We start from the raw sequence: 24,371 nt of genomic DNA on the forward strand, positions 1-24,371 counted from the left end.
GATGATGAAAGACGCCTTCGCAGTCTGGCCATCATTGTGTCGGCTTCACCCTCTGCAGGGTCATTCCTTCGGGTGCTGCGCTGATCTTTTGCCTTGCCAGACTGCCAGCCGCCGGTGACTATCGGCGCAAACCGTGCAGGACTGACGCAGCCCCGCGCCATGAGGCACAGTTTGTTGTGACGGCGCATTTCGACACGCCCGAAAGCGATAACGGCAGGTCAAAAGGTCCGGACCTGTCGTGATTTATGTGACGCATGGCTATGTGAGTGCAGGTGACAAATGTCGGAAACACCCTCTCTGACTGAAAGCGCATCCTCATCGGTCGGAAGGATCACGCTTCCCCGCATGGCGACCATCGTCGCGGTCGCCGCCGTCCTTTATGTTGCACAGGATGTTTTCCTGCCGATCGCCATCGCGATGCTGATCGCCTTCGCGCTGTCACCGCTGGTTTCGGGGGCCCGCAGGATGGGCCTGCCGATGCTGACCTCTGTCCTGCTGGCCACGGCACTTGCCTTCAGCGTGATCGGCCTGCTCAGCCTGATTGTCTTTTATCAGCTGGCGGATCTCGCGGTGAAGCTGCCCAGCTTCCAGGCAAATATCATCAGCAAGCTTGATGCGATCCAGAGCGCCTCGGGCGAGGCCAGCCTGATGTCGCGCCTGATGGAGATGGCGGCCTCGATCAATTCTGAAATAAGTGGCGTCCTCCCGGGAGAAGGCACGGCAGCGGCCCAGCCCATGCCGGTGCAGGTGGTGCAGCCCAGCAACCCGCTTGAAATCCTGCAAAGCCTGGTGGTCCCGCTCGTCAGCCCCATCGCGACGACAGGTCTTGTGATCGTGCTGGTGATCTTCATGTTGCTGGAGCGCGACAGGCTGCGTGACAGGTTCATCCGCCTGGTGGGCACCGCCGATCTGCACCGGACCACCCAGGTTCTCGAGGAAGCGGGCGGCAGAGTTGGCAGCTATCTTCTGATGCAATTGCTGGTCAATGCCATCTACGCGCTGCCGATCGGGATTGGTCTTTGGCTGATCGGGGTGCCGAATGCCGCCCTTTGGGGATTGCTGACGCTGGTTCTGCGCTTCGTCCCCTATATCGGCTCGGTTCTTGCGGCAGCCTTCCCGCTGTTCCTCGCCTTCGCGGTTTCCTCAGACTGGTCTGCGGTTCTCTACACCGCCGCGCTTTTTGCCGTCGTCGAACTTATCACCTCCAATATCATCGAACCCTGGCTCTATGGGGCCAATACCGGTGTGAGCTCGCTGGCGATCATCGTCTCTGCGATCTTCTGGACCTTTCTCTGGGGACCGCTCGGCCTTGTCCTGTCGACCCCGCTGACCGTGTGTCTGGTCGTCCTTGGCCGTCACATCCCACAATTCGAGCTGTTCGATATCCTGTTCGGGGATGAGCCGGTCCTGGCAAGTCACCAGCGGTTTTATCAGCGTTTGCTGTCAGGCGACCGGATCGAGGCGGCCTCGCGTGCGGAAGAGTTGCTTGAGGATATGACTGCGGCCGAATTCCACCGTGATGTAGCGCTTCCGGCCCTGTTGATGGCCCAGGATGACCGCGACCGCGGTGTGCTCTCGCCCGGACAGGAAAGCAGGCTCGCCGGAGTCGGGATGGCAGTTGTATCGGATATCGGTGCGCTGATGGCCGAAGACGCCGGCGAAGCACAGGCTGCGCCGCAGCTGCGTATCACCTGTTTCGGCGGGCGCTGGCCCATAGATGATGTCTCGGCGGCGATCCTTGCCCAATCCCTGCAGGAGGAAGGCGCCGAGGTCCTCCACAGATCCTATATGGATCTTACGCCCGGCGGGCTTGCGGCTCTTAACCTTGCGGAAACCGATTGTGTGATCCTGTGTTTCCTGGATTCAACGCCCACACGGGCCTCCCTGCTGCATATCAGGCGGATCAAACGGCTGCGCGCGGGGCTGCGTCTTGGCATCGTGATCTGGCAGATGCCAAAAGATCTGATCCTTGAAGGGTCAGCGGGCCCGGCGCCGGTTGATCCCGCAAAGCTCGCCGAAGCCCGTTCCCTGGGCGCGGATTTTGTTGAGACATCCCTGGAAGGTGCCGTGGAAGCAGCCTTGCAGGATGTGCCCGCCCTGCCCCTTCCCGAAGCGCAGCCCCGCAAACGACCGAGCCGGCCCCGGTCTGCGGCCTGAAGAGCCGGGGCCTGCACAGTCCCCGCCACGCCGCCACACCCGCAACCTGCCGCGTTGGATCATGATCTGCTTGCTGCAATGCTGTGGCGGCGGGCATCTGATCATCCGACCGCCACTGGCGGCGGGCAGCGCGCTCAGATAGGCAACCTCAGCGGTCAGTCTTCTGAAAGAAACGGGGCGCTCTGGCAGGAAATAGAGGCAAAGCCGGTGAGAGGTGCAGAGATGGATCTGAGCGGGAAAACAGTGGTCATCACCGGTGCCGGGCGGGGGCTTGGCGCGGCTTTTGCCCTGTCACTGGCCCCATTGGGATGCAAACTCATCCTGTGTGGACGGCGCGAGGCTGATCTCGCAGCCGTCGCCAGGTCCGTGCTTAACCACGGAGGCAAGTCTGCGCAGACCGTGGCGCTGGATCTTGCCGATACGGCAAGCGTCACAGAGGCAGTGGCGCGGATCGCCACATTTCAGGCCCCGGTCGATATCCTGATCAACAATGGCGCGATGTGGCTTGAAGCCAGCCAGGCCCCCTATGCCGAAGCCGAGGTGATGGCGGTCGTCAGTGCCGCGATCACCGGGACATTCCTGCTGGTACAGGGGCTGCGGCCCTTGATGCAGCTGTCCGACGCGCCCGATATTCTGACCATCGGCTCGATCAGCGGCCTGCCGAATGCGGCGCTGCAGACGGTTTCTGTGCCGTTCTATGCCGCCAAACGTGGCCAGGTGGCGCTTGCCGAAGGGCTGAGGCAAGAGTTCAGGGGCGGGAAATTCCGCTCGATCCTGGTGAACCCGCCTTATCTCGACGAGGCGATGCCTGGCGGGCAGAGCTGGGCCGCAAACGGCACCCGTGCAAAGAATATGCGGGCGACGAGCCGGGATGTGGTGGAGGCGTCGATTTTCGCGCTGACACGCCCGCGCCATATATCCCTGACCATCGAACTTGGCGCAGATGAGGGCGGCCTGTTCCCGTCCTGATGGGGCGGGCCGGGCGGGCTGTCACTTATGCCGCGCGATCATCTCGGCGATCTTCGTGAACCCGCGCGCCCGTGCATGTTCCAGCGCGGTGATGCCGTCGCGATCGGGGATCTCCGGATCGGCCCCCGCAGCCAGAAGCTGCGCGATGATCTCCTGATGGACCGGGCCGCCATCGGTCAGGACCACGGCCTCCATCAGCGCGGTCCAGCCGAGCCGGTTGACATGGTTCACATCAACCCCGGCCCGGATCAGTTGTGCCACCGCGTCGGGATGGCCCTTCTCTGCGGCGGGGATCAGGGCGGTGCCGCCAAAGCGGTTGGTGCTGTGCAGATCGGCGCCATGCCGCAGTATCATCGCGAGGATCTCGCTGCGGCCCTCGGCACCGGCCACGAGATAGGGGCTGTCCTGCTGGTTGTCTTTCGCATTCACATCTGCGCCGGCGGCCAGCAAAAGCCGGGCCGCAGGGATGTCGTTCTTCCAGACCGCCATCAGAAGCGCGGTCTGGCCGGAGGCATTCTGCATGTCGACCGTTTCGCCGGCGGTGATCGCCCGCTCCAGCGCGACGATATCTCCCGCGCTGATGGCTGCCAGAATATCCGCCTGTGCCATAGGCCCGCTCATGATCAGAACTCCCGCAAGTATCATCATCCGCATCGCATTGCCCCGCTTTTCGCTGTGGAGGTCTGCGGGGGCGTAACGCTGCACCCCCGCAGGTCCTTGTATCATTTCAGCCGGTCGGCGAACTGATCAAGCGCCTTATTGGCGCAGGCCTCGTCAAGATGCCCCCCCGGAGCCCCACCGACCCCGACCGCGCCGATGACCTGATCGCCTGCCCGCACGGGAACACCACCCGCCAGCACGAGGAAACCCGGGATATCGGCCAGACCGGCGGCGCCCGGGTTTTCGGCGACCGTTTTGGCCATGCCGCTGGTCGGGTTCCGCGATGCGGCCGATGTATAGGCCTTGGCGGTGGCGGCAGCCGCAGTGTGATTGCCCGCAGTCTCGGCCCGCACAAGCGCCAGCAGGATGCCCGCGCGGTCGGTCACTGCCGCCGCGACATTATGGCCGTCTGCGGCACAGGCCGCGACGGTGGCGGTGGCAATCTCGACCGCGAGACCGGTGCCGAGGCTGCGGAGTTCGACAATGTCCTGCGCCATGACCGGCAGGGCAAAACAGGCGATGGCTGCGGCGCTGATGATCGTTTTCATGGTGTCCCCTCATAATGCTGATGCCCTCACCCTAACCGGGGCAGGCTTTGCGCCATATTCGCAGGATAACGGGGAGGGATCGGTAGGATTACGGATGCAGCGAGATCCAGGCCCGGGTCTGTTCCGCCACGGCTGCGGTGCCGAGCTTTGCCGCAATCGCCGCGCGGTGACTGTCAACCGTGCGCACCGAGAGGTGCAGGGCGGTGGCGATATCCTTGCTGCCAAGCCCGCGCGCGACCATTTCCAGCACCTCGGCCTCGCGCTGCGTCAGCAGTGACAAAAGCTGCCGCGTCTCGTCGCGCTGCAGATCGGCGGCCAGTTGTGCCTCGGCCCGGGTGATCGCATCCATCAGCGCATGTTCATCGACCGGCTTGGTCAGGAAGTCGGTCACACCGGCGCGAAAGGCCCGCCGGCAGGCTTCGACATCGCCGTGACCGGTCACCATGATCGCGGGCCAGTGAATGCCGCGCTGCCCCAGATGATCAATAAGTTGCAGCCCGCTGATCACCGGCATGCGCAGATCCAGCAGCAGAACGCCGGGCCGGGCGGTGTCGAGATGGGCCAGAAGATGCGGGCCATCGGGAAAGCCGGTGACCTCTTTGTGATAGGTCCGCAGCAAAAGCGTCATCGCCTGGCGGACGGCGGCATCGTCATCAACGAGATAGATCATCACGCCCCGCCTCCGGCAGCAAAAGGGTGAAGACCGCGCCGCCGGTTGTGGGGTCGTTCCCGGCGGTAAGACGGCCTGACATAGCCTCGGTCAGGCGCTCAGACAGCGAAAGACCAAGCCCCATGCCATCGGGTTTCGTGGTGAAAAACGGCTGGAATATGCGCGAGATGTCGTCTTGCGCGATCCCCGGCCCGTTATCGGCCACAAGCAGGGCAACCATGCCCGCGCCCGCCGCGCCTGTGGTGATGGAAATCACCGGCGCAGCGGTTTGCGCCATCGCCTCGGCGGCATTCATCAGCAGATTGTGCAGCACCTGCTGAAACACCACATGGTCGACGCGGATGGTGGCATCACCGCTCAGATCCACCCGCAGCACGAGCCCGCGCCGGACCAGCTCGGGGCGGATCAGTTGCAGCGCATCCTCCAGCGCCTTGCGCAGGGGCCAGGCCCGGGGCGCGACCGGCGTGCCGCCGATATAGGCGCGCATCCGGCCCAGAATATCACCCGCGCGCCGGGCCTCGCGGATATTGGCGTCGATGGCTTCGGCAAGGATCTCGGGCATGTCCAGCGCCAGGGCCCGTTTCGCCGCCTGGCTTTGCCCCGAAAGCGCCGCCACCGGCTGCGACAGCTCATGCGCGATCCCCGAGGCCATTTCCCCCAAAAGCCCAATCCGTGCGGCATGGGCCATGCGCGCCTCCTGTTCCAGCAGAGCAAGCTTCTGGTCTTGCAGGCGCGCATTCCGGCGGGCATCGATGCTGCGCCAGCTCAGCCACAGAAGCACCACAGCAAGCGCCAGGAGCGGCGCCAGGACAGGCAAAGGCAGGATCTGCGCGAGACCGGGCGACAGCACAAGATCCAGCCGCAGCGGCTGGGTGGGATTGGCGATCTGGCGGCTTAGCGCCAAGCGGAACGGCGCGGAGGCGACGTTGTCGCGCGGCGTCAGCATGGTCTCGCCAAGCGAAAGGCTCGCGCTGAGCCCGGAAGGGATTGCGGCTTCGTCCAGCATCCGGCGGGCATCAATCTTCAGCCGGACCACAAGGCCGGGACGGACCAGCTTGTAGATAAGATAGGTTCCGGCCCCGCTGTCTGCCGCCGTCTGTGTGGCGCCGGGATGGGCAAGGGGGGGTGGCGCGGGCTCATCGGGCATCCGTGTCGGCCCGGCCGGAGTTCCAAAGCCGATCACCTGGCTGCCATCATCCGCCGAGACGCTGACACCGATGATGCGCGGGTAGAATTCCAGGATCGCCACCGCAAGCCCTTGTACCCCCTGGGCGTTCTCACCGGTGAGGCCGGATCCCTGTTCGACCGCCGTGCGGATCACGGCGGAAAGCGCCGTCAGATGCGCCTCATGCTGTGCGAGCTTTTCTGCGAGTCCGGTCTCGAGATGCAGCGCTCCGGCGTCCAGCTCACGCGCCGCCATCCGCCAGGAAAAGACCCCGACAGCTGCGACCACCAGCAGCGCTGTGATCGCCGCGAAAGAAGCCCTTCTGAAGCGCACCTCTTCCCCACCTCCCTGAACCTGCTCCTCTGCGAGGGACACTATAGGCGCCTCTTGCCGCACCGAACAGGACCCGCCGCCGCCGACGCGATCCTGTGGCGGCGGCCTGGGTAGCAGATGAGGCAACCCGCAAATGGCTGTGACCCGTCGTCCGGCGCCACGATTAGCGCACCCGGGTCGCAACCTGCCGGGCGATGAGGTCCTCGGTCACATAGGTGATGCCGGAGCCGCACATCGCTGCATCGGCCATCTCATAGGATCCGTTGATGGTCAGGGGCCTCTCGACCGCACTCCCGGGTCTTCACTGTTCTTCTCAAACGCCCAGACATAGAATCAACCGGCCTCGATCTGTCGGATGTTGATTCAGGTACGGGCGATCAGCTCCTTTGGCTTCATGGGCGGGCCGCATGCAGCTATGTAGTCGGGCGAGGCGGCGGGCGGGCCGAACTTCGATGCCTTTCGGCAGGCTGGCCAGTTTCGGCATGGCCTCGCTGCGGTTTCCAGGCGCATCATTGCCGGCACATCTTGCATGCAGGAATCTGGCGGCAGCGCCACGAACCTGTTGAACCGCCGCCTGGATCAGACCAGAGGCCAACCGATCTGTGATGAGACGCCGGGCGATCTGTGTTACTTTCGCGGCTGGGGCGCGGTGGCGCCGCTACGGGTCAGGACCATCTATCCGCTGCGCCTTGATCATATGTCTTAAGGAGAAAACCGATGGAAATATTCCGTGCCGGACAGGTGCCTTCGCGCAAAGGTCCCGCCGACTGGTTCACCGGACAGGTCCGTATCGACACCCTGTTCAATCCCGCCGCGCCCGAGCGCGTGCAGGGCGCGAGTGTGACCTTCGAGCCGGGCGCCCGCACCGCCTGGCACACTCACCCGCTGGGCCAGACGCTGATCGTCACGGCTGGCCTCGGCCGGGTGCAGCGAGATGGCGGCCCGGTCGAGGAAATCCGCCCCGGCGATGTTGTCTGGTTCGCCCCCGACGAACGCCACTGGCATGGTGCCAGCCCCGCAACCGCCATGACCCATATCGCCCTTCAGGAAGTAAAGGACGGCAAGGTCGTCGACTGGCTGGAACATGTAAGCGACGCCGATTACGGCGTCTGACATCGCTGAAACCCGTATAATCTGCACCCAGGGTCAGCCCCGGCGGGTCTGGAATCGCCCTGACCACAGCGCAAAACCGGCCGGACCCACCACAAAAGGAGACCTGAAATGGTTGTGAAAGCCTATGGCACCCCGGCCGGCGATGCGCCGCTGGCCCCCCTGAACATCACCCGCCGCATGCCCGGCGCCCATGATGTGCAGATCGGGATCCTGTTCTGCGGCATCTGCCATTCCGACCTGCACCAGGCCCGGGGCGAATGGGCCGGAACCCTGTATCCCTGTGTTCCGGGTCACGAAATCGTCGGCCGCGTCGCCTCGGTCGGCGCACATGTCACCCGCCACAGGCCCGGAGATCTGGTCGGCGTCGGCTGCATCGTCGACAGCTGCCAGCATTGCGCCGAGTGCAATGACGGGCTGGAGAATTACTGCGACAGCATGATCGGAACCTATAATGGGCCGACGCCGGACGCGCCCGGCCATACCCTTGGCGGCTATTCGCAAGAGGTGGTGGTACATGAGCGCTATGTGCTGAAGATCACCCATCCCGAGAATCAGCTGGCCGCCGTGGCCCCGCTTCTCTGCGCCGGGATCACCACCTGGTCGCCACTGCGCCATTGGGGGACGGGCCCGGGCAAGAAGGTTGGCGTCGTCGGTATCGGCGGTCTTGGTCATATGGGAATCAAACTGGCCCATGCCATGGGCGCGCATGTGGTGGCCTTTACCACCTCGGAGTCAAAACGGACCGATGCGCTGAAGCTCGGCGCGGATCAGGTTGTGGTATCGCGCAACGCGGCAGAGATGGCCGCCCATGCCAAAAGCTTCGATCTGATCCTGAACACGGTGGCCGCGCCCCATGATCTGGACGCGTTCCTCGTGCTGTTGAAGCGCGACGGTACGATGACGCTGGTCGGCGCACCCGCCACGCCGCACCCGATGCCCAATGTCTTCAACCTGATCATGCGCCGCCGCAGCCTTGCCGGGTCGATGATCGGCGGCATCCCCGAGACGCAGGAGATGCTGGACTTCTGCGCGAAACACGGCATCACCTCGGATATCGAGATGATCCGTGCCGACGAAATCGAGGCCGCTTACGAACGGATGCTGAAGGGCGATGTTAAATACCGCTTCGTCATGGATATCGCCACGATGTGATCCAGGGCGGGCGCTCCGGCATTGCCGGGGCGCCTTGCTGGCTGCCGGGTGGCGGGCTCCGGATTTCCCCATGGTCTTCGTCAGCTGAGGCGTGGCAAAGGCGCCATGGGCCTTATTAAGGTTTCAGATGTTCCAGGAGCGGTCTGTGACGAGCCCAATCGGGGTTTGCGCCGCTTCCGGGTTTTGCATGGCGGATGCGAACGTCTCGTACAACGCGCCGGCTCCCCCGGGAAATCCCAGGGCATCGCCGCTCTGTCGCTGAAAATTGCGCTTCTTTCGTCGAAGGCTGGACGCCTGAGCCCTCCAGCCCGACTTTCACAAAGGACGTGGAAAGATGTCCAGCACCATCCAGGGCAAAACCATTCTGAGCATCGGCGCCTCTTCGGGTATCCGCGAGGCCACCGCAAAGCGTATGCGGCCTGAGGCCCGGAGGTGGTTCTGAGCGCACGCCGCGAAGACCCGCTGAAAAAGCCCGCCCGGGCGATCACCGGGGCGGGAGAGCAGCCGATCAGACAGGAGCCGGAGTCACTGAGGACAAACTGGCCTTCGTTGCCCGGGCCCGTGCAACATTCAGCAGTAACGACTCCATCTTCCTCAACGCCGGCCTGATGCCGGGCGCGCCGGTCCCGGCACTCAGGATCACGGAATGGAAACCTATGATTGATATGAACATCAATCGCAGCCTGAACGGGGGTGCCGCAGTCAGGCCGGCAATGCGTATCTTCCGGTCCAGGTCGCTGTAGCGTGCAGAGCGCCACCCGACCTCAGGACATCAGGCCGACGCCGGGTTGCTGCGCAAGCCATCTCCGCAGAGCCGACACGCCGATGCCAGGCCTGGCCCGGTTCTCTCTTTCATTACAGGCCCTCAGGAGCACTCTGAAGCGGTTATTCCGTGAGGGGTTCATCTGCTGAACCCGTGGGTGGCAGCACGGGAAGAGAAGCAGGCCGCATATAGCAGGCGATGGGATTTGACACTGGCCCGCTGGCCGTCGGCGGGAGCAGAACCGCTCTCGTCCTGCACCCGGATCTGCGGCAAGCGATGGGGCCCGGGATGGATCCGATCGGCCCCGCCTCGAATACATGAAATGACAGGATGCCGTGCAGTATGTCAGCCCGGACCCTGATCTGAACGGGGCGCGGCCCGCTCCCTGGATTTGCGGTTAAAAGCCTCCAGCGCCGAGAGCGCACGTTTGCGGCCCTGATCCAGGAGCGCGGCGCTGTCTGTAAGAGCGCGGTGCTCAGGCGCGTTCCAGGAGGCAGGCACAGTCTCACGCCAGGCGCTCGCCCCTTCGCCCGTCAGCCAGTGATCGCGGTAAAGACTTTTTGGGTCAAAACTTGCCGCTTGCTTCTCCGGGTTGAAGATGCGGAAAAAGGGCGAGGCATCGGGCCCGCAGCCTGCAACCCATTGCCAGTTCATCGCATTCGCGGCCGGATCCCAGTCGGTCAGGCTGTCTTCGAAATGCGCCAGACCGATGCGCCAGTCGGTCAGCAGATGTTTCGTAAGCCAGCTTGCCACCACCATGCGGACCCGGTTGTGCATCCGCCCGGTCACCCGCATTTCGCGCAGGCCCGCATCAACCAGCGCGATGCCGGTTTCGGCGCGGCTCCAGGCCAGGGCAGCGGGATTGGCGCCAAGCCAGGGAAAGCGCGCCCAGTCCGCGCGCCAGGCCGTCTCGGCCAACTGCGGGAAGGCCAGGAGCAGATGCCAGGCAAATTCACGCCACAGAATTTCCGAAAGAAACTTCTCAACCCCGGGGGCAAGCGCGGGGTCAATCTCGGCGCGCAGCGACGCCATCGCCCAGATGCGCCGCGGACTGATCTCCCCCAATGCCAGATGCTCTGACATACCCGAAGTGGCGTCAATATCCGGGCGGTCGCGGTGCGCGGGATAATCCGGCACATGAGCGATAAAATCCCCGAGCCGGGCAAAAGCCGCCGCCTCGCCCGCAGGCAAGGCCTGTTCCGCCAGAACCGCCGCCCCGCGAAACATATCCGGCGCTAGAGTCAGTTCCCCGGCCCGCTGCGCGCCCATGGCCGGCAGGGCGGTGATTGCAGCAGGGGGCGGCAGGGGGCGGTCAGGCCCCGCAAGCCGCACGGCCCGGGCAAAGGGGGTGTAGACGCGAAAGCCGCCTCCCGCGCCGGTTTTCACCCGTGAAGGATTGATCAGCAGATGGCCTTCATGCAGATGCAGCCTGACAGGGCCTGGCCCGAGCGCCCGGCGCAAGCCTTCCTGCGAGGTTTTGCTGCCGGCGGTCGGCCAGTCGTTCTGATGGATGGCGCTGGCCCCGATGCGGATGGCAAGATCGGGAAGAAGATCAGGCGCCTCTCCCTCCAGCACAGTGATCCGCTCGCCCGTCCGCGCCTGCCATTCGGCATCGAAGCTGGCCAGGGCCCGCCCCAGCCGCCAGCGGCTGGCCGCGCCTTGCGCGCGCGTCGCAGTGTCGATGACAAAGACCGGCAGAACGGGTCCGTCCTTGATTGCCGCCGTCAGCGCGGCATTGTCGTCAAAGCGGAAATCGCGGCACAGCCAGAGGATTGATGTCATCTTATGCCGCCTGTGCAATTTGGCCGACATGGCCGAATTCGACCTGTACCACATCAGAGCGCCCGGTCGCAAAGGTCGCGGCGCAGCTCTCCAGGTAATAGCGCCAGCCGCGCAGGAAGGGCTCGTCATAGCCAAAGCGGCGGATGCGCGGGGCGGCCCCGGTCATGCGCGCGGCCCAGATCCGGCAGGTGCGGGCGTAATCCTGCCCGAAAGAAAAGCTCGCATGCAGTTCCAGCCCGGCTTTCGCGCCCTGGTGGCGCAGGATCGCCGGGCTGGGCAGCATACCGCCCGGGAAGATATGCTGACGGATGAAGTCAGAGCGTTTGCGATAGATTGAGAATTCGGCATCCGGCACGGTGATCGCCTGCAGGACCGCCCGCCCGCCGGGGGCAAGGCGCGCTTTCAGCGTGGCGAAATAGGCGGGCCAATAGCGTTCGCCGACAGCCTCGATCATCTCGACCGAGACAATATTGTCGAAGGTCCCGCCGGCGTGGCGGTAATCCTGCAGCCGGATCTCGGCCCCTCCGTCAAGCCGTGCATCGGCATAACCCTTTTGCGCGGGCGACAGCGTCAGCCCGGTGACATAACGGCCGGTCTCGGCGGCGCGTTCGGCAAATCCGCCCCAGCCGCAGCCGATCTCGAGAATGCGCTCGCCCGGGGCCAGCCGCGACAGGATACGATCATTCTTGCGCGCCTGGGCGGTTTCCAGATCATCGGTGCCGTCGAACAGAGCCGAGGAATAGCTCATGCCCGGATCAAGCCAGAGCTGGTAGAATTCATTCCCGACATCGTAATGCGCCCGGATATTGCGTGACGAGCCCGCGAGCGAATTGGTCCGCAGCCGGTCGGTCAGGCGAAACCTGAGAGCAGCAAGCCAGCCCGGTCTGCCCTGGCCATCCAGCAGATCGAAATTGCGGATGGCAAGGCTCAGAAGCGCTTCGAGATCCGGGCTGTCCCAATGGCCTGCGACATAGCTTTCGCCAAACCCCACATCGCCGCGCGTCGCCAGCGCGGCAAGCAGCGCCCAGTCGGTGATCCGGATCACGGACTCGGGGCCTTCTGATCCGAAATTATGACAATGGCCCTCGGGGGTGGTCAGGCAAAGGCGTCCGTGCCGGATACCCTCAAGCGAGGCGAGAAAGCGGGTCTGTAGCAGGCTCATCAGCTGATTTCCTCAGGGGGCGCAGGGGGCAGGCGGCGATAGGCGACGCCTTTGAGGCGCAGGCGCAGGGCCTGCCAGTAGATCAGGGCCAGGACCCGCAGCGCGCCGCCCGGACGGCGGAAGGCGGCTGTCAGCAGGCCAGACTGGCGCAGGGGCCGGGGCGCGGCATTGAGTGTGGCGATCAGCCCCTCTTCGCCATCTGTGTGGCGGATCAGCATTGCAACCCGGGCCGGGGTCACGCGGAACCGGAACTCATAGCGCCCGGCCACGTCCTGAAAAGGCGAGACGTGAAAGACCTTTTCGGTGGTCATGAGATCTTCAGGCCCGATCGGCGTGAACCCCTCATGGTGGCAAAGATAAGAGTGCCGCTGGCCAAAGGTGTTGTTGACCTCGGCGATCACAGCAAGAAGATCATCGCCGCGCAACACCATCCAGAAGCTGACCGGGTTGAACCAGAAACCAAGGAACCTTGGCTGCGCCATCAGCGCCAGGGTCATCGCACCCTCGCGGCGCAGACCGGCCTGCCCCAGCACCTCCCAGGCCCATGCAGCGCCTTTGCCATTCCCCCGGGGGCCGCCGTGATCCATGGCGCAAAAGCTGAAAAGGCCCGCCCGTCCCAGGCGGAAGAGCCCGTGCCGGCATACGACCTCGGGTGCCAGCAGCAGATAATCCACCCGGTAGCGAAAGGCATGGCGCCGCGCGCCGCGTCTCGCATGGGTCACATCCGAAGTCAGATGCAGCACCGCGCCTTGCGCCAGTTGAGAGACAAGCCCGCCTTCCATCTCTCAGACCGTCGCGGGCAGCAGCTGCCGCGCGATCCGCACGGCGCTGGCAAAGCCGTCCTCGTGGAAGCCATTCCGCAGCCAGGCCCCGGCGAACCAGGTCTGCCGCGTGCCCTGCATGGCCCTGATCCTGGCCTGGGCGTCGACGGCGGCCCGGTCAAAGACCGGGTGGCGGAAGCTGGTCTCGTCATAGATCCGCGCCGGATCTATCGCGGCGCCCGGGTTGAGGCTGACGAAAAGCGGATCAGTCTCGGGCAGCGATTGCAGGCGGTTCATCCAATAGGTGACGCCGACCGCCTGCTCTGCCTGCGGCTCATCCGCGCGGTAGATCCAGGAACTCCAGCAGGCGCGGCGGTGTGGCATCACCACCGGATCGGCGTGCAAAACGGCGCGATTGTCCTGAAACCGCACCGCGCCGAGTGCGGATCTCTCCTCCGGTGACGGATCGGCGAGAAGGGCCAGCGCCTGATCGGCATGGCAGGCCAGGATCACATGATCGAAGCGCTCGGCCAGACCCTGTGTCTGAACGGTGACGCCCAGAGGGCCGCGCGACACGGCGCGCACCTTTGTGGCCGGGCGCATGGCGACACCGCGCGCCTGCAGCGAGGTTGTAAGCCGGGTCACATAGGTCATACTGCCGCCGGTGACCGTCCACCACTGATGTTGCCCGCCCTTGTTCATCAGCGCGTGATTGCCCAGAAACCGCAACAGGGTCACAGCCGGGAAAGCACCGATGTCGCGCGCCGGCGTCGACCAGATCGCACCGCAGATAGGATAAAGGTAATGGTCGCGGAAGCGGGTTCCGAATCCGAGCTCCGTGATCAGCGCTTCGATGGTGAGGTCTGCCCGCCCCGCTGCCGTCTCCGTTGCCCGCGCGTTAAAGCGCAGGATATCACGGATCATACGGTGAAAGCCGGGCCGCAGCAGGTTTGAGCGCTGCGCGAACAGCGCATTGACCGAGCGCAGCGCGAATTCCACGGCGCCATTCCCCAGCGAGACGCCAAAGCTCATATCGCTGCGCTGCACCGGCACATCCAGATCACGAAACAGCGCGGTCAGATGCGGATAATTGGCGTAGTTGAAGACGATGAACCCGGTATCCACCGGAACATCGCCCCGCAGGCCCGCCATCACCGTGCGGGCATGCCCGCCAAAACGTGGCGCGGCCTCGAACAGGGTGACCTGATGATGCCCCGACAGCAACCAGGCGGCTGCGAGGCCGGAAATCCCGCCACCGATGATGGCAATCTTCTGTGGTGCGTTGCGTGTCAGGTCAAAAGGCACATCCGCCCCCTCTGGTTGTCTGTCTGTAATTACGCAGCCACGCTGGTCCCGGATCACTATGCCCCGCTGGAATTGCATTTTTCGCTGCGCGGTGATCTGTTGCACCGGCGCCGGCGTATCCAACCCATGATGTCAGAGAGCCGCAGCACCCTGAATGTGATCCCCGCGCCCGATCCGGGCGTTGCAGTGCCGTGCGGAGGCGCCCGGATGACCGCGAAGGAGAGCGGGCTTTTGTCATCAGACACGGCACCAGACTCAGCATCAGACATGGCGGACGGGACCAATCCGACCCTCTGGTTGCTTGCGGTGCGCGACCAGCGCGACCGGGCCTCCTTTTTGTTGTTGTTCGAGCATTTTGCGCCCCGGCTGAAGGCCATGCTGATGCGTGGCGGGTTGCGCGATGGCAGCGCAGAAGATGTGGTGCAGGATGTGATGCTGGCGGTCTGGCACAAGGCGGCGCAGTTTGATCCGCACCGGGCCGAGGCCAGCGCCTGGATCTACCGCATTGCGCGCAATCGCCATATCGACCTGATCCGCCGCAAACCGCCGCCCGAACCCGATGCGCTGATCGACCCCGAAGGCGCGGAGCCCGACGCCGCGCAGATCCTCGCCCTTGGGCAGGAGGCTGCGCTTTTGCGCCGGGCGCTCGATGCGATGTCTCCGGATCAGGCCCGGGTGCTGGAACAGGTGTATTTCGAGGATCTGCCCCATAGCCGGATCAGCGAGATGACCGGCCTGCCCCTTGGCACCATCAAGTCGCGGATCCGGCTGGGCCTGGACCGCTTGCGGCGCGACCTGAACGCTTTGAGGCAGCCATGACCGCCATCACGCATCATATTTCAGACGCATTGCTTGACGCCTGTGTAACGGGCAGCCTTCCCCATCCCTTTGCGGTGGTTGCCGCAGCGCATCTGTCGCTCTGCGATACCTGCCGTGCGCGGGCAGAGGCCGCCGAGATGCTTGGCGGCAGCCTGCTTGATCGCATCCCCCCCGCAACCCTCAGCCCGGGCGCGCAGGATCGCCTGCTGGCCGCGCTGGACGATAACGCGCCACCCCCACTGCAGGCGACGGCCTCTGGCATTTTTCCCGCACCTGTCATGCAGGCGCTTGGTGGCCAGCCGCCGAAATGGCGGATGCTGGGCGGTGGGATCCGCCAGCAGATCCTGTCCGCCGACAGCGAAGGCTCGCTGCGGCTGCTTTATATTCCGCCTGGGCGCGCAGTGCCCGCGCACAGCCATGGCGGGCTGGAACTGACCCTGGTGTTGCAGGGCAGTTTCGCAGACAGTGAGGGCCGTTTCGGCCCCGGTGACGTGGAAACCGCGCATGACGAGATCGACCATCAGCCGGTCGCCGGGCCGGACGCGCCCTGCATCTGCCTTGCGGCGACCGACGCGCCTTTGCGGTTTCGCGCGCTTATCCCGCGTCTGTTGCAGCCACTGTTCAGGATCTGACCCAATGGGCTTTGCCGGCAAGACGGTCTGGATCATCGGCGCAAGCGAGGGCATCGGCGCGGCCCTTGCCCGGGCGCTGTCGCAAGAGGGCGCGCGACTGATCCTCTCGGCGCGCAATCAGGCCGCGCTGGAATTACTGGCAGCCGGCTGCCACAAGGCTCAGGTACTGCCCCTCGACCTGGCGGCCCCGGGGGGCCTCGCGGATGTGGTGGCCGGTCTTGAACCCGGCAGCCTCGATGTGGTGATCTGCACCGCCGCGCTTTATGATCCGGGCCGGGTTTCGGACCTGGATCCTGAGAGCATCGCGCGGCTGGTGGCGGTAAATCTCCTGGGGAGTTTCGAGGTCGCCCGCCTCGTCCCACCTTTGTTGCGTGATGGCGGACAGCTGGTCCTCTTTGGCTCGGTCGCGGGCTATTTCGGCCTGCCGGGCGGACAGCCCTATAGTGCGACCAAGGCCGCGGTAAACAATCTGGCCGAGACCCTGCGGACCGAACTGGCGCCGCGTGTTGACGTGCGGCTTGTCTGCCCGGGATTCGTCGCGACCCGGCTGACCGCGAAGAACACCTTCGCGATGCCCGCGATAATAACGCCGGAACAGGCGGCGCGAGAGGTGATCCGTAGTCTGAAGGGGCGTGCCTTTGAGATCCATTTCCCGAAACGGTTCACCTGGGCGATTAAATGTCTCAGGGCGCTGCCCTATGCGGTCTCGCTGCGGCTGACCGCGCGGCTCAGGCCAGGCGACCGCTGAGAGCCGCCACCCCGGCCCAGGCCGCAAAGCCGGTCAGGACGGTACCCCAGAGCCCATCCGCCAGCACTTGTTGCCAGGACCAGTCTGCCAGCGTGGCATAATTCGTCATCTCATAAGTGCCATAGCACATCGCCCCGAGCAGCGCCCCGAACGCCAGGGCCTGTAACGGTGCCCCGGCTTTCAGCGCCGGCAAAGACACGAAGAACAGCAGCCCGGCGACATAGAACAGATAGAATACCACCGCTGGCCCCAGCCGGAGCGGCGCCGCCAGCAGGTGCCCGATATGCGCCTCGAAGACAGGACGGATGATATAGCGGATGCCGACCATATCGAGGCCCAGAAAGACCGCTGCCGTCACCGCATAAAGAAGAATGGCCTGGCCCATGGTCTGCTCCGTTCTGTCAGCCTCTGTCCCCCGGAATACGCGGCGCGGGCAGAGATGGATCACATCGCATTCTTGCTTTGCGCGTGCCCCCTGCCCGGAAGGCCGCAAAACACCGGACAACCGATCCCCGGCCGGGATTATATGCGGAAGGCCTCAGATCTGAGCGGATTGCGGTTCTGCCGCCCCGATTTCGGCAAGATGCGCGAGAAGGACCGGCAGAGCGGTGGTCTTCCAGGCCAGCCAGGCCTCTTCCAGTTCCGCCGCGCTGCGGGTCTTTTTCAGGGTCGCCAGACCGCGCAGGAAAATCGCAAAAGTCCCGTCGAGGAGGAGCAGGATACGCTTGTCCTGCAAGGCCGCCGCGCCGAAGGCCAGTTCATACATCCGCTTTTGCAAAGCGCGCTGCGAGATCGCGTAGTGATGCATCCGCGTGCCGAGCTCGGGATTGGTGCGCGCGGCCAGCAGCAATTCCCCCACCACTTCGAAAATACGCCCCATCGCCACCAGGCGCAGTTGCTCAAGCGCGGCATCGGCGCGGGCGGGCATATCGCGCGGCAACTCTGCCATACGCACCTCATATTCCGCGACACTGCGCTGGAACAGGGCATCAACCGACGCGGCCAGCAGATCCTCGCGCGTGCCAAAATGATGCAGATGGGCGCCATGGGTCACGCCGGCCCGGGCCGAAATCGCGGCAATGGTGACTTTCTGATAGCCACTTTCCCAGAGCTGTTCGATGGCGGCATCGATCAGCTTTTGCCGGGTCATCAGGCTGCGCAGCTGGGGCGGGCGGGCCTTTTCGGTCTTTCGCGGTGCCATACTCACTTCCGGGTGTCAGGTCAGACAGGACTTTTGCGCCCCTGAAAGGGCCGATGAAACACCTTTACGCGGATCGACCTGCACCAGAACCGACAGACCCGAGGCGACCAGAAGGTCATCTTCGAAGATCTCATGCGACATGTCAAAAGAGCTGTTGCCGATCCGGCTGACAACGGAACGGGTGACAAGGCGGCGCGCTGCAACCGGCTGGGCGTGAAAATCGACGCGCAAAGAGACCAGGCGCCATTCGACATCAGGGGCCTGCGGAATGCCGGCCAGAAAATCCAGCCTTGCATCTTCGATCAGTTCCGCCAGTTTCAGGCTGTTGACATGGCCCATTGCATCGCGGTCGGCAAAGCGCAGCAGCGCTTCGCGACTGTGGCTGCGGGCGCTCATGCCGCGACGCCGATCCGGGGCCGCATATTGAAAGCCTCGCGCACATCCGTCGAGCTTGCCAGTTTGATGTTCAGCTTGTCGAGGATTTCGCCGATCAGATTGACCTGTTCGGCATTGGATTTCGCGAGCTCGCCCTTGCGGATATAGAGCGCATCCTCCAGCCCGACCCGGACACCGCCGCCGCGACAGGCCGAGGCGGTGCCGAATGCCATCTGCTGACGGCCGGCAGCCAGCACCGACATATAGTAATCATCCCCGAACAGCCGTTCTGCTGTTTCGTAGAAATGTTCAAGATGGCTCGGGTGTACGCCGACGCCGCCAAGGAAGCCGAAGATGAACTGCACCATCATCGGGCCTCGGATAATGCCCTGATCGCGCAGGTATTTCAGGTTGTAGAGATGCCCGATATCATAGCATTCACATTCAAAGACCACGCCCTCGGCCCCGAGTTCAGTCACGATATCTTCCAGCACCTGGAAGGAGTTGACCGAATATTTCGACTTGGATTCGAGCAGAAACCGCTCCTCCCAGTCATATTGCCAGTCCTTTTTCTTGCCCGCCATCAGATGGAAGCCGAAATTGATCGAGCCCATATTGAGCGAGACCATATCGGGTGACATCGCACGCGCGGCGGCGAGCCTTTCATCCATGGTCATGCCGGGTGCGCCGCCGGTGGTGATATTGACCACCGCATCGCAGCGCGCCCGGATCCCCGGCACGAACTGGCCATAGACCGCCGGATCGGCGGTGGGGCGGCCATCATCCAGACGGGCGTGAAGATGCACGACGGCGGCGCCGGCAGCATGGGCCTCGACGGCGGAATCCTCGATCTGTTTCGGGGTGATCGGCAGATAGGGCGACATGCTCGGGGTATGAACGCCCCCCGTCACCGCGCAGCTGATGATGGTCTTATTGAACTTGAACATTCGGCATTCCTTGTTGCGGCGAAGCGCGGGATCAGACGTTTTGCCGCTCAGGTGCGGGCGAAGGGGGCGACCATTTCGCTGGAATAGCCCTCGAAATTACCACAGACGGCCAGTTTCTGGCCGCTGACATGACGCGCCTCATCCGAGAGCAGGAAGCGCACGCTTTTCGCGATATCCTCGCCGCTGACCATGGTTTTCAGCGAGGTGCGCGCGGTGAATTCCGCAATGGCTTCGTCAAAGCTGATACCACGCGTATCGGCCTGAGCCTGAGCCACGGCTTCGATTCTGACGCCCTCGACGATACCGGGCACCACGACATTCGAGCGGATGCCCCAGGGGCCAAGTTCCATCGCCATGGTCTCGGACAACATTTCCAGCGCGGCTTTCGACACGACATAGGGCGCGCGCTGCGGAAAACCGTTGCGGGTACAGGCCGAGGAAATCGACACAATTGCTCCGCGCCTTTGCTTTTTCATTACGGGCGAAACGTTCTTGATCAGAATCGCGGCGGAAATCACATTGATCCCGAGCACGCGCTGCCAGTCTTCGGCAGAGATGGAATCGATCAGGCCGGTTGGCCCCGCGATCCCGGCACAATTCACCAGCCCCTCAATCGCCATTGGGCCTGCGGCAAGCTCGGCGACAAGCGCCTCGACCTGTGCAGAGTTACCCACATCACAAGGGTAATGCAGAATCCCTGCCCCCGGTTCTGCCGGCGCATTGAAAGGGTCCAGCGCCACGGCTGTGCCACCCTGAGCCGCGATTTCACGACAGATTGCAAGACCGATCCCTGCGCCCCCTGCCGAGACGATGTAGTAGCCCTGACGAAGCATCTTCCCGTCCTAAAAAATTATTCTTGTAATGTTTTGCTTGACTAGATCGGGCGCGTCAACAATTCTGTTTCAAAAAATGAACCAGGAGGTGACGGTGGAATTTGGTGTGGTCCTCGACCATTTGCCGCTGCTTGTCGGCGGGGCGCTGCGCGGCGTGCTCTACGCGGTGGGGGGCTTTGTCATCGGCATCGCCTGCGCGGCGCTGATCATCCTTGGCCGCATGGCCTGGGGTCGTTGGGTGACCATCCCCAGCCAGATCTTTGTCGAGATCGTCCGCAACACGCCCTTTCTGCTGCAGGCCTTCTTCCTTTACTTCGGCCTCGCGAAACTTGGCGTGATGATGCCGGGCTATGTCGCCGCAATCATCATCGTGACATTCAATTCCGCCGCCTATGCGACCGAGATCCTGCGCTCGGGCATGCTCGGCATCCCGAAGGGCCTGCTTGAGGCCGGCGACTCGCTTGGCTTCACCGCCCTGCAGCAATTCCGCTATGTCGTAGCGCGGCCCATGCTGCGCGCGGCGCTGCCCGCGCTGAGCGGCCAGTTCATCATCATCATGCTCAATACCTCGCTCCTGTCGGCCATCGCCATTCCTGAGCTGAATTATGAGGCCTCGAACCTCGCCTCGACCAGCTTCCGCCCGTTTGAGGTCTATGTCGTGGTGGCCGCAATCTATCTGGTGCTTTCGTCGGTCTTTGCCGGGCTCTTTGCCCTGATCAGCCGGCGTGTCAGCGGCAGCTGGGGCAGTGAGCGCCGCATGCAGGATGTTGTCTGATGCGTGAATTCAGCCAGAATCATATGATCCTGATCCTTCAGGGCCTGGGCTGGACTGTGGCCCTGACCCTCGCTGCGATGATCTTTGGCGGCATTCTGGGCCTGCTGGTTGCGGTCCTGCGCAGCTCTCCCAATCGCTGGGTCTCGCTGCCCTCTGCTGTCCTGATCCGGCTTTTCCAGGGCATCCCGCTGGTGGTCGTGATTTTCATGATCTATTTCGGCATCGCCCGGACCGGCTATAATGTCTCGCCCTTTGTCGCCTGCGCCGTGGGGCTGTCATTGTTCGCTGCGGCCTTTCTGGGAGAGATCTGGCGCGGGGCGCTGCTTGCCATTCCGCGGGCCCAGTGGGAATCCGCTGACAGCCTCGGCATGACCAGCTTTCAGGTGCTGCGCATCGCCATCCTGCCGCAGGCGCTCAGGCTTTCGGCCCCGGCGACGGTGGGCTTTCTGGTGCAGCTGGTAAAGGCCACCTCGGTCTGTTCGATGGTCGGCTTTGTCGAGCTGATGCGGGCCGGCCAGATGGTCAATGGCACCACCTTTGACAGTTTCCGCGTCTTCGGCATCGTCGCGGCGCTTTATCTGCTGATCAACCTGCCCATGTCCTTCGCGGCGAAGCGCCTCGAAAAGCTGAAGCTCTGAGAGAGGGCCCATGTCACTCATCGAACTGAACGCCGTCACGAAATCCTACGGCTCCCACCAGGTGATCTATGATGCCACGCTGTCCATTGCTGCGGGCGAGGTGATTGCGCTGATCGGCAAAAGCGGCTCTGGCAAGAGCACGCTCCTGCGCTGTCTGAACGGGCTGGAGCAGATTTCGGGCGGCAGCCTGACAATTGCCGGCACACCGATCAGCTATGAAAAGGCGAAGCTGCGCGCCTTGCGCCGCAAGGTCGCGATCGTTTTTCAGGGCTATAATCTCTTTCCGCATCTGACGGTCGAGGACAATGTCGCGCTTGCGCCGCGTGTCACCGGCAAGGCGAGCGGCACCGAGGCGCTGAAGCTTGCGCATCGTTATCTGGAACGCGTCGGGCTGGCCGACAAATTCCGCGCCCATCCGCGCGATCTGTCGGGCGGCCAGCAGCAACGCGTGGCCATCGCGCGCGCCCTTGCCGTGCAGCCCGAGATCCTGCTGCTTGATGAGGTGACGGCGGCGCTTGATCCCGAACTGGTGGGCGAGGTGCTCACGGTGCTGGGCGAACTGGCGGAACAGGGCCTGACCATGGTTCTTGTAACCCATGAGATCGCCTTTGCCCGCAGGGCTGCCAACCGCATTGCCTTTATGCATCAGGGGCGCCTGCACGAAGTCGGCCCTGCCGAAGCAACGATCAGTGATCCGCAGACCGCCGAGCTGCAGAAGTTTCTTTCGGCTGTCCGCTGACAACCAATAACAGGGAAGATGGAGACTAAGATGATCAGACAATTCAGCAAGGTTGCAGCCGGTGCCATGGTCAGTCTGGGCCTGGTTCTCGGGGCGGGAATCGCCTCGGCAGAGGATCTGCCGGCCATTCTGGAAAAGAAAAAGATCGTGATCGGCGTCCAGAATGACCTGCCGCCCTATAGCCAGATCGGCGATGCGAACCAGCCCATCGGGCTTGATATCGATGTAGCGGAAGAAATCGGCAAGCGTCTTGGGGTCGAGGTCGAGCTCGTGGTGCTGACCGGCGCCAACCGTGTGCCCTATCTGATCTCGAACCGGGTTGACGCCGTGGTCGCAACCATTGGCATCACGCCCGAACGCCGCGAGGCCATTGGCTTCACCCGCCCCTATCTGGTGTTCCGCACCGTCATGGTGGCGCCGAAGGATCTTGATGTGACCAGCAATGAAACCATCGGCGACAGGGTTGTGGGCGTGACGCGCGGTACCATGATGGATCCGCTGATCACCAATGGTGCGCCCGCAGGCACCAATATCCAGCGCTTTGACGATGATGCGACGACCTCGGTCGCGCTTGTCACCGGCCAGGTTGACATGATCCCAACCGGCGAGGCGATCGTCATGGAAGTGATCCGCCAGAACCCCGCACGCAATCTTGAGATCAAATATGTCATGGCCAGCACCTATGCCGGCATCGGCGTGAACAAGGACAATACCGCGCTGGTGGAAAAGCTGGACGAGGTGATCACCGCGATGGAGGCCGATGGCAGCCTTGGCGCGATCTATCTGAAATGGATCGGCAATGAGATGCCAGACCTGCCCAAATCGCTTGATGAGCTGAACTAAGCCGGAAACGGCCGCTTGCGGCGCGCCAGCGCGCCCTTGCCCTGTCGCAGTTGCGGTGCCGCAGCTCTGGCGGGGCATTTGTATTCCTGCCGGAGACCTCACCGATGACCCTTGCCTTGCTCACCTCCGTTGCCGATGGCGCTGCCGAAATGCGCAGCTGGCTGCGCGCGCTGCATCAGATGCCGGAGCTTGGCTATGAGGAGCATAAAAGCGTGGCTTTCGTGGCGGCGCGGCTTGCCGAGATGGGGCTTGAGCCCGTGACCGGCGTGGGCGGCACCGGCGTAGTCGCTGTGCTGAAGGGCCAGGGGCTGGCACCCCCGATCGGATTGCGGGCTGATATGGATGCGCTGCCGATTCACGAGGCCAGCGGCCTTGACTGGGCCTCGCGCGTGCCCGGCGTCATGCATGCCTGCGGCCATGACGGCCATATGGCGATGCTGCTGGGCGCTGCCCGTTATCTGACCGACCGCCATCTGAGCAAGGCCTCGCCGCCCGGCGATGTCGTCTTCATCTTTCAGCCCGCCGAGGAAACCGGCGCCGGCGCGGCCGCAATGATCCGCGACGGGCTGTTTGACCGGTTTGACATCCCGGCGATTTACGGGCTGCACAACTGGCCGGGGCTGGAGTTTGGCCGCTTTCTTGCCTGTGACGGGGCGCAGATGGCCGCCGTCGATCGATTTGACATCACCCTGACCGGCACGGGATGCCATGCCGCCATGCCGCATCTGGGGCGCGATGCCCTGCTCGGGGCAAGCCAGCTACATCAGCTCTTGCAGGGGATTGTGGCGCGCAATGCTGATCCGCTGGACAGTGCGGTGGTCTCGGTCACCCAGATCCATGGCGGCGAGGCCTATAATGTGCTGCCGGAAACCGTGGTGATGCGTGGCTGCACCCGCAGTCTCAGCGCCGGAATGCGTGATCTGATCGAGACGAGGATGCGGGGCATCAGCGCCGGTCTGGCCGCAAGCCTCGATCTGAAAATCACGCTCGACTATCACCGCGGCTATCCGGTCACCCAAAACAGCGCAAAGGAAGCCGGTCTGGCGCGCGAGACCGCGCGCCGCGTGCTTGGGCCCGCTTCTGTCGATCCCGCGCCGCAGCCCTCGCTTGCCTCTGAGGATTTCGCTTATTTCCTGGAGAAACGCCCGGGCTGCTACGGCTTTCTCGGGGCAGGCCCCGGGGCAGCACTGCACAGCCCGCGCTACCGCTTCAACGAAGACCTTTTGCCGGTCGGCGCGGCCTGGTGGGTGGGTCTGGCGCAGCGGGTGGCGCTGACCTGAC

General features: G+C 63.8%; 25 protein-coding genes. 12 read left to right on the top strand and 13 right to left on the bottom strand.

The window, feature by feature from the left end:
- The first annotated feature begins 345 nt into the window (after positions 1 to 345).
- Positions 346 to 2,157 (top strand): AI-2E family transporter, encoded by a 1,812-nt coding sequence (locus tag AC4FS3_RS12095; protein ID WP_491020775.1) that lies wholly within the window; start codon positions 346 to 348, stop codon positions 2,155 to 2,157.
- Between the two features lie 222 nt (positions 2,158 to 2,379).
- Positions 2,380 to 3,126, top strand: a complete 747-nt coding sequence (locus AC4FS3_RS12100; protein ID WP_491020776.1) for an SDR family NAD(P)-dependent oxidoreductase — start codon at positions 2,380 to 2,382, stop codon at positions 3,124 to 3,126.
- Positions 3,127 to 3,147: 21 nt separating this feature from the next.
- Here the strand turns inward: AC4FS3_RS12100 and AC4FS3_RS12105 are convergent, their stop codons facing one another.
- The 4 genes from AC4FS3_RS12105 to AC4FS3_RS12120 all read right to left on the bottom strand — a co-directional run bounded on the left by AC4FS3_RS12105 (position 3,148) and on the right by AC4FS3_RS12120 (position 6,544).
- The gene (locus AC4FS3_RS12105; RefSeq protein WP_491020777.1) at positions 3,148 to 3,747 is read right to left on the bottom strand and encodes an ankyrin repeat domain-containing protein; all 600 of its coding nucleotides are present in this window, start codon (positions 3,745 to 3,747) and stop codon (positions 3,148 to 3,150) included.
- A 101-nt stretch (positions 3,748 to 3,848) separates the two neighbouring features.
- The gene (locus AC4FS3_RS12110) at positions 3,849 to 4,334 is read right to left on the bottom strand and encodes a heme-binding protein (protein ID WP_491020778.1); all 486 of its coding nucleotides are present in this window, start codon (positions 4,332 to 4,334) and stop codon (positions 3,849 to 3,851) included.
- A gap of 88 nt (positions 4,335 to 4,422) precedes the next feature.
- Positions 4,423 to 5,004, bottom strand: a complete 582-nt coding sequence (locus AC4FS3_RS12115) for a response regulator transcription factor (RefSeq protein WP_491020779.1) — start codon at positions 5,002 to 5,004, stop codon at positions 4,423 to 4,425.
- Positions 4,988 to 6,544 carry a sensor histidine kinase gene (locus tag AC4FS3_RS12120; protein WP_491020780.1) on the bottom strand — a complete coding sequence of 519 codons (1,557 nt, stop codon included), beginning with the start codon at positions 6,542 to 6,544 and terminating at the stop codon, positions 4,988 to 4,990. Before AC4FS3_RS12120 ends, AC4FS3_RS12115 begins: the two co-directional genes overlap by 17 nt.
- 675 nt (positions 6,545 to 7,219) lie before the next feature.
- Here AC4FS3_RS12120 and AC4FS3_RS12125 point away from each other — a divergent pair.
- On the top strand, positions 7,220 to 7,615 hold the full coding sequence (locus AC4FS3_RS12125; protein WP_491020781.1) for a (R)-mandelonitrile lyase: 396 nt from the start codon (positions 7,220 to 7,222) through the stop codon (positions 7,613 to 7,615).
- Between the two features lie 108 nt (positions 7,616 to 7,723).
- Positions 7,724 to 8,767: an NAD(P)-dependent alcohol dehydrogenase gene (locus tag AC4FS3_RS12130; protein ID WP_491020782.1), complete on the top strand. Its 1,044-nt coding sequence runs from the start codon at positions 7,724 to 7,726 to the stop codon at positions 8,765 to 8,767.
- Between the two features lie 1,108 nt (positions 8,768 to 9,875).
- Here AC4FS3_RS12130 and AC4FS3_RS12135 read toward each other — a convergent pair.
- From AC4FS3_RS12135 to AC4FS3_RS12150, 4 genes are read right to left on the bottom strand one after another with little or no spacing between them, the layout of a single operon-like run.
- A complete protein-coding gene (locus AC4FS3_RS12135; RefSeq protein ID WP_491020783.1) occupies positions 9,876 to 11,312 on the bottom strand; it encodes a cryptochrome/photolyase family protein in 1,437 nt (478 codons plus the stop codon).
- Between the two features lies 1 nt (position 11,313).
- A complete protein-coding gene (locus AC4FS3_RS12140) occupies positions 11,314 to 12,474 on the bottom strand; it encodes a class I SAM-dependent methyltransferase (protein ID WP_491020784.1) in 1,161 nt (386 codons plus the stop codon).
- Complete coding sequence (locus tag AC4FS3_RS12145) at positions 12,474 to 13,256, bottom strand: DUF1365 domain-containing protein (protein ID WP_491020785.1); 783 nt, start codon at positions 13,254 to 13,256, stop codon at positions 12,474 to 12,476. Before AC4FS3_RS12145 ends, AC4FS3_RS12140 begins: the two co-directional genes overlap by 1 nt.
- 3 nt (positions 13,257 to 13,259) lie before the next feature.
- The gene (locus AC4FS3_RS12150) at positions 13,260 to 14,540 is read right to left on the bottom strand and encodes an NAD(P)/FAD-dependent oxidoreductase (protein ID WP_491020786.1); all 1,281 of its coding nucleotides are present in this window, start codon (positions 14,538 to 14,540) and stop codon (positions 13,260 to 13,262) included.
- Positions 14,541 to 14,747: 207 nt separating this feature from the next.
- Between AC4FS3_RS12150 and AC4FS3_RS12155 the strand changes: the two genes are divergently transcribed.
- Genes AC4FS3_RS12155 through AC4FS3_RS12165 form a run of 3 tightly spaced genes read left to right on the top strand, consistent with a single transcriptional unit; the run spans position 14,748 to position 16,739 of the window.
- Positions 14,748 to 15,359, top strand: a complete 612-nt coding sequence (locus AC4FS3_RS12155; RefSeq protein ID WP_491020787.1) for a sigma-70 family RNA polymerase sigma factor — start codon at positions 14,748 to 14,750, stop codon at positions 15,357 to 15,359.
- Positions 15,356 to 15,991 (top strand): ChrR family anti-sigma-E factor, encoded by a 636-nt coding sequence (locus tag AC4FS3_RS12160; RefSeq protein ID WP_491020788.1) that lies wholly within the window; start codon positions 15,356 to 15,358, stop codon positions 15,989 to 15,991. Before AC4FS3_RS12155 ends, AC4FS3_RS12160 begins: the two co-directional genes overlap by 4 nt.
- 4 nt (positions 15,992 to 15,995) lie before the next feature.
- Positions 15,996 to 16,739 carry an SDR family NAD(P)-dependent oxidoreductase gene (locus AC4FS3_RS12165; protein ID WP_491020789.1) on the top strand — a complete coding sequence of 248 codons (744 nt, stop codon included), beginning with the start codon at positions 15,996 to 15,998 and terminating at the stop codon, positions 16,737 to 16,739.
- On the opposite strand, the gene AC4FS3_RS12170 is transcribed toward AC4FS3_RS12165, so the two are convergent.
- The 5 genes from AC4FS3_RS12170 to AC4FS3_RS12190 all read right to left on the bottom strand — a co-directional run bounded on the left by AC4FS3_RS12170 (position 16,720) and on the right by AC4FS3_RS12190 (position 20,095).
- Entirely contained in the window at positions 16,720 to 17,124 is a 405-nt protein-coding gene (locus AC4FS3_RS12170; RefSeq protein WP_283179661.1) for a DUF2177 family protein, read from the bottom strand. The two genes, AC4FS3_RS12165 and AC4FS3_RS12170, sit on opposite strands and share 20 nt — an antisense overlap.
- Before the next feature lie 153 nt (positions 17,125 to 17,277).
- Positions 17,278 to 17,940: a TetR/AcrR family transcriptional regulator gene (locus tag AC4FS3_RS12175; RefSeq protein WP_249497498.1), complete on the bottom strand. Its 663-nt coding sequence runs from the start codon at positions 17,938 to 17,940 to the stop codon at positions 17,278 to 17,280.
- 15 nt (positions 17,941 to 17,955) lie between these two features.
- Complete coding sequence (locus tag AC4FS3_RS12180) at positions 17,956 to 18,336, bottom strand: acyl-CoA thioesterase (protein ID WP_491020790.1); 381 nt, start codon at positions 18,334 to 18,336, stop codon at positions 17,956 to 17,958.
- The gene (locus tag AC4FS3_RS12185; RefSeq protein ID WP_491020791.1) at positions 18,333 to 19,262 is read right to left on the bottom strand and encodes a beta-keto acid cleavage family enzyme; all 930 of its coding nucleotides are present in this window, start codon (positions 19,260 to 19,262) and stop codon (positions 18,333 to 18,335) included. Before AC4FS3_RS12185 ends, AC4FS3_RS12180 begins: the two co-directional genes overlap by 4 nt.
- Before the next feature lie 47 nt (positions 19,263 to 19,309).
- Positions 19,310 to 20,095, bottom strand: coding sequence for an SDR family NAD(P)-dependent oxidoreductase (locus tag AC4FS3_RS12190; RefSeq protein WP_491020792.1), 786 nt, complete (start codon positions 20,093 to 20,095; stop codon positions 19,310 to 19,312).
- Positions 20,096 to 20,189: 94 nt separating this feature from the next.
- Between AC4FS3_RS12190 and AC4FS3_RS12195 the strand changes: the two genes are divergently transcribed.
- The 5 genes from AC4FS3_RS12195 (at position 20,190) to AC4FS3_RS12215 (ending at position 24,370) form a co-directional block, all read left to right on the top strand.
- Positions 20,190 to 20,870 (top strand): amino acid ABC transporter permease, encoded by a 681-nt coding sequence (locus AC4FS3_RS12195; protein ID WP_491020793.1) that lies wholly within the window; start codon positions 20,190 to 20,192, stop codon positions 20,868 to 20,870.
- A complete protein-coding gene (locus AC4FS3_RS12200) occupies positions 20,870 to 21,508 on the top strand; it encodes an amino acid ABC transporter permease (protein ID WP_491020794.1) in 639 nt (212 codons plus the stop codon). The genes AC4FS3_RS12195 and AC4FS3_RS12200 overlap by 1 nt, the downstream gene beginning before the upstream one ends.
- A 10-nt stretch (positions 21,509 to 21,518) precedes the next feature.
- Positions 21,519 to 22,247, top strand: a complete 729-nt coding sequence (locus AC4FS3_RS12205; RefSeq protein ID WP_491020795.1) for an amino acid ABC transporter ATP-binding protein — start codon at positions 21,519 to 21,521, stop codon at positions 22,245 to 22,247.
- 30 nt (positions 22,248 to 22,277) lie between these two features.
- Positions 22,278 to 23,090: a transporter substrate-binding domain-containing protein gene (locus AC4FS3_RS12210; protein ID WP_491020796.1), complete on the top strand. Its 813-nt coding sequence runs from the start codon at positions 22,278 to 22,280 to the stop codon at positions 23,088 to 23,090.
- Between the two features lie 104 nt (positions 23,091 to 23,194).
- Complete coding sequence (locus AC4FS3_RS12215; protein WP_491020797.1) at positions 23,195 to 24,370, top strand: amidohydrolase; 1,176 nt, start codon at positions 23,195 to 23,197, stop codon at positions 24,368 to 24,370.
- Position 24,371: the final 1 nt, after the last annotated feature.

This window comes from Pseudogemmobacter sp. TB195, from assembly GCF_058313095.1.

Excerpts from the sequence above, each read along its gene's own strand:
- AC4FS3_RS12100 (WP_491020776.1), top strand. The coding sequence starts at position 2,380 with ATGGATCTGAGCGGGAAAACAGTGGTCATCACCGGTGCCGGGCGGGGG.
- AC4FS3_RS12145 (WP_491020785.1), bottom strand. The coding sequence starts at position 13,256 with ATGGAAGGCGGGCTTGTCTCTCAACTGGCGCAAGGCGCGGTGCTGCAT.
- AC4FS3_RS12205 (WP_491020795.1), top strand. The coding sequence starts at position 21,519 with ATGTCACTCATCGAACTGAACGCCGTCACGAAATCCTACGGCTCCCAC.
- AC4FS3_RS12115 (WP_491020779.1), bottom strand. The coding sequence starts at position 5,004 with ATGATCTATCTCGTTGATGACGATGCCGCCGTCCGCCAGGCGATGACG.
- AC4FS3_RS12135 (WP_491020783.1), bottom strand. The coding sequence starts at position 11,312 with ATGACATCAATCCTCTGGCTGTGCCGCGATTTCCGCTTTGACGACAAT.
- AC4FS3_RS12185 (WP_491020791.1), bottom strand. The coding sequence starts at position 19,262 with ATGTTCAAGTTCAATAAGACCATCATCAGCTGCGCGGTGACGGGGGGC.
- AC4FS3_RS12175 (WP_249497498.1), bottom strand. The coding sequence starts at position 17,940 with ATGGCACCGCGAAAGACCGAAAAGGCCCGCCCGCCCCAGCTGCGCAGC.
- AC4FS3_RS12105 (WP_491020777.1), bottom strand. The coding sequence starts at position 3,747 with ATGAGCGGGCCTATGGCACAGGCGGATATTCTGGCAGCCATCAGCGCG.
- AC4FS3_RS12155 (WP_491020787.1), top strand. The coding sequence starts at position 14,748 with ATGACCGCGAAGGAGAGCGGGCTTTTGTCATCAGACACGGCACCAGAC.
- AC4FS3_RS12160 (WP_491020788.1), top strand. The coding sequence starts at position 15,356 with ATGACCGCCATCACGCATCATATTTCAGACGCATTGCTTGACGCCTGT.
- AC4FS3_RS12095 (WP_491020775.1), top strand. The coding sequence starts at position 346 with ATGGCGACCATCGTCGCGGTCGCCGCCGTCCTTTATGTTGCACAGGAT.
- AC4FS3_RS12125 (WP_491020781.1), top strand. The coding sequence starts at position 7,220 with ATGGAAATATTCCGTGCCGGACAGGTGCCTTCGCGCAAAGGTCCCGCC.
- AC4FS3_RS12130 (WP_491020782.1), top strand. The coding sequence starts at position 7,724 with ATGGTTGTGAAAGCCTATGGCACCCCGGCCGGCGATGCGCCGCTGGCC.
- AC4FS3_RS12180 (WP_491020790.1), bottom strand. The coding sequence starts at position 18,336 with ATGAGCGCCCGCAGCCACAGTCGCGAAGCGCTGCTGCGCTTTGCCGAC.
- AC4FS3_RS12140 (WP_491020784.1), bottom strand. The coding sequence starts at position 12,474 with ATGAGCCTGCTACAGACCCGCTTTCTCGCCTCGCTTGAGGGTATCCGG.
- AC4FS3_RS12170 (WP_283179661.1), bottom strand. The coding sequence starts at position 17,124 with ATGGGCCAGGCCATTCTTCTTTATGCGGTGACGGCAGCGGTCTTTCTG.
- AC4FS3_RS12190 (WP_491020792.1), bottom strand. The coding sequence starts at position 20,095 with ATGCTTCGTCAGGGCTACTACATCGTCTCGGCAGGGGGCGCAGGGATC.
- AC4FS3_RS12165 (WP_491020789.1), top strand. The coding sequence starts at position 15,996 with ATGGGCTTTGCCGGCAAGACGGTCTGGATCATCGGCGCAAGCGAGGGC.
- AC4FS3_RS12210 (WP_491020796.1), top strand. The coding sequence starts at position 22,278 with ATGATCAGACAATTCAGCAAGGTTGCAGCCGGTGCCATGGTCAGTCTG.
- AC4FS3_RS12200 (WP_491020794.1), top strand. The coding sequence starts at position 20,870 with ATGCGTGAATTCAGCCAGAATCATATGATCCTGATCCTTCAGGGCCTG.
- AC4FS3_RS12110 (WP_491020778.1), bottom strand. The coding sequence starts at position 4,334 with ATGAAAACGATCATCAGCGCCGCAGCCATCGCCTGTTTTGCCCTGCCG.
- AC4FS3_RS12215 (WP_491020797.1), top strand. The coding sequence starts at position 23,195 with ATGACCCTTGCCTTGCTCACCTCCGTTGCCGATGGCGCTGCCGAAATG.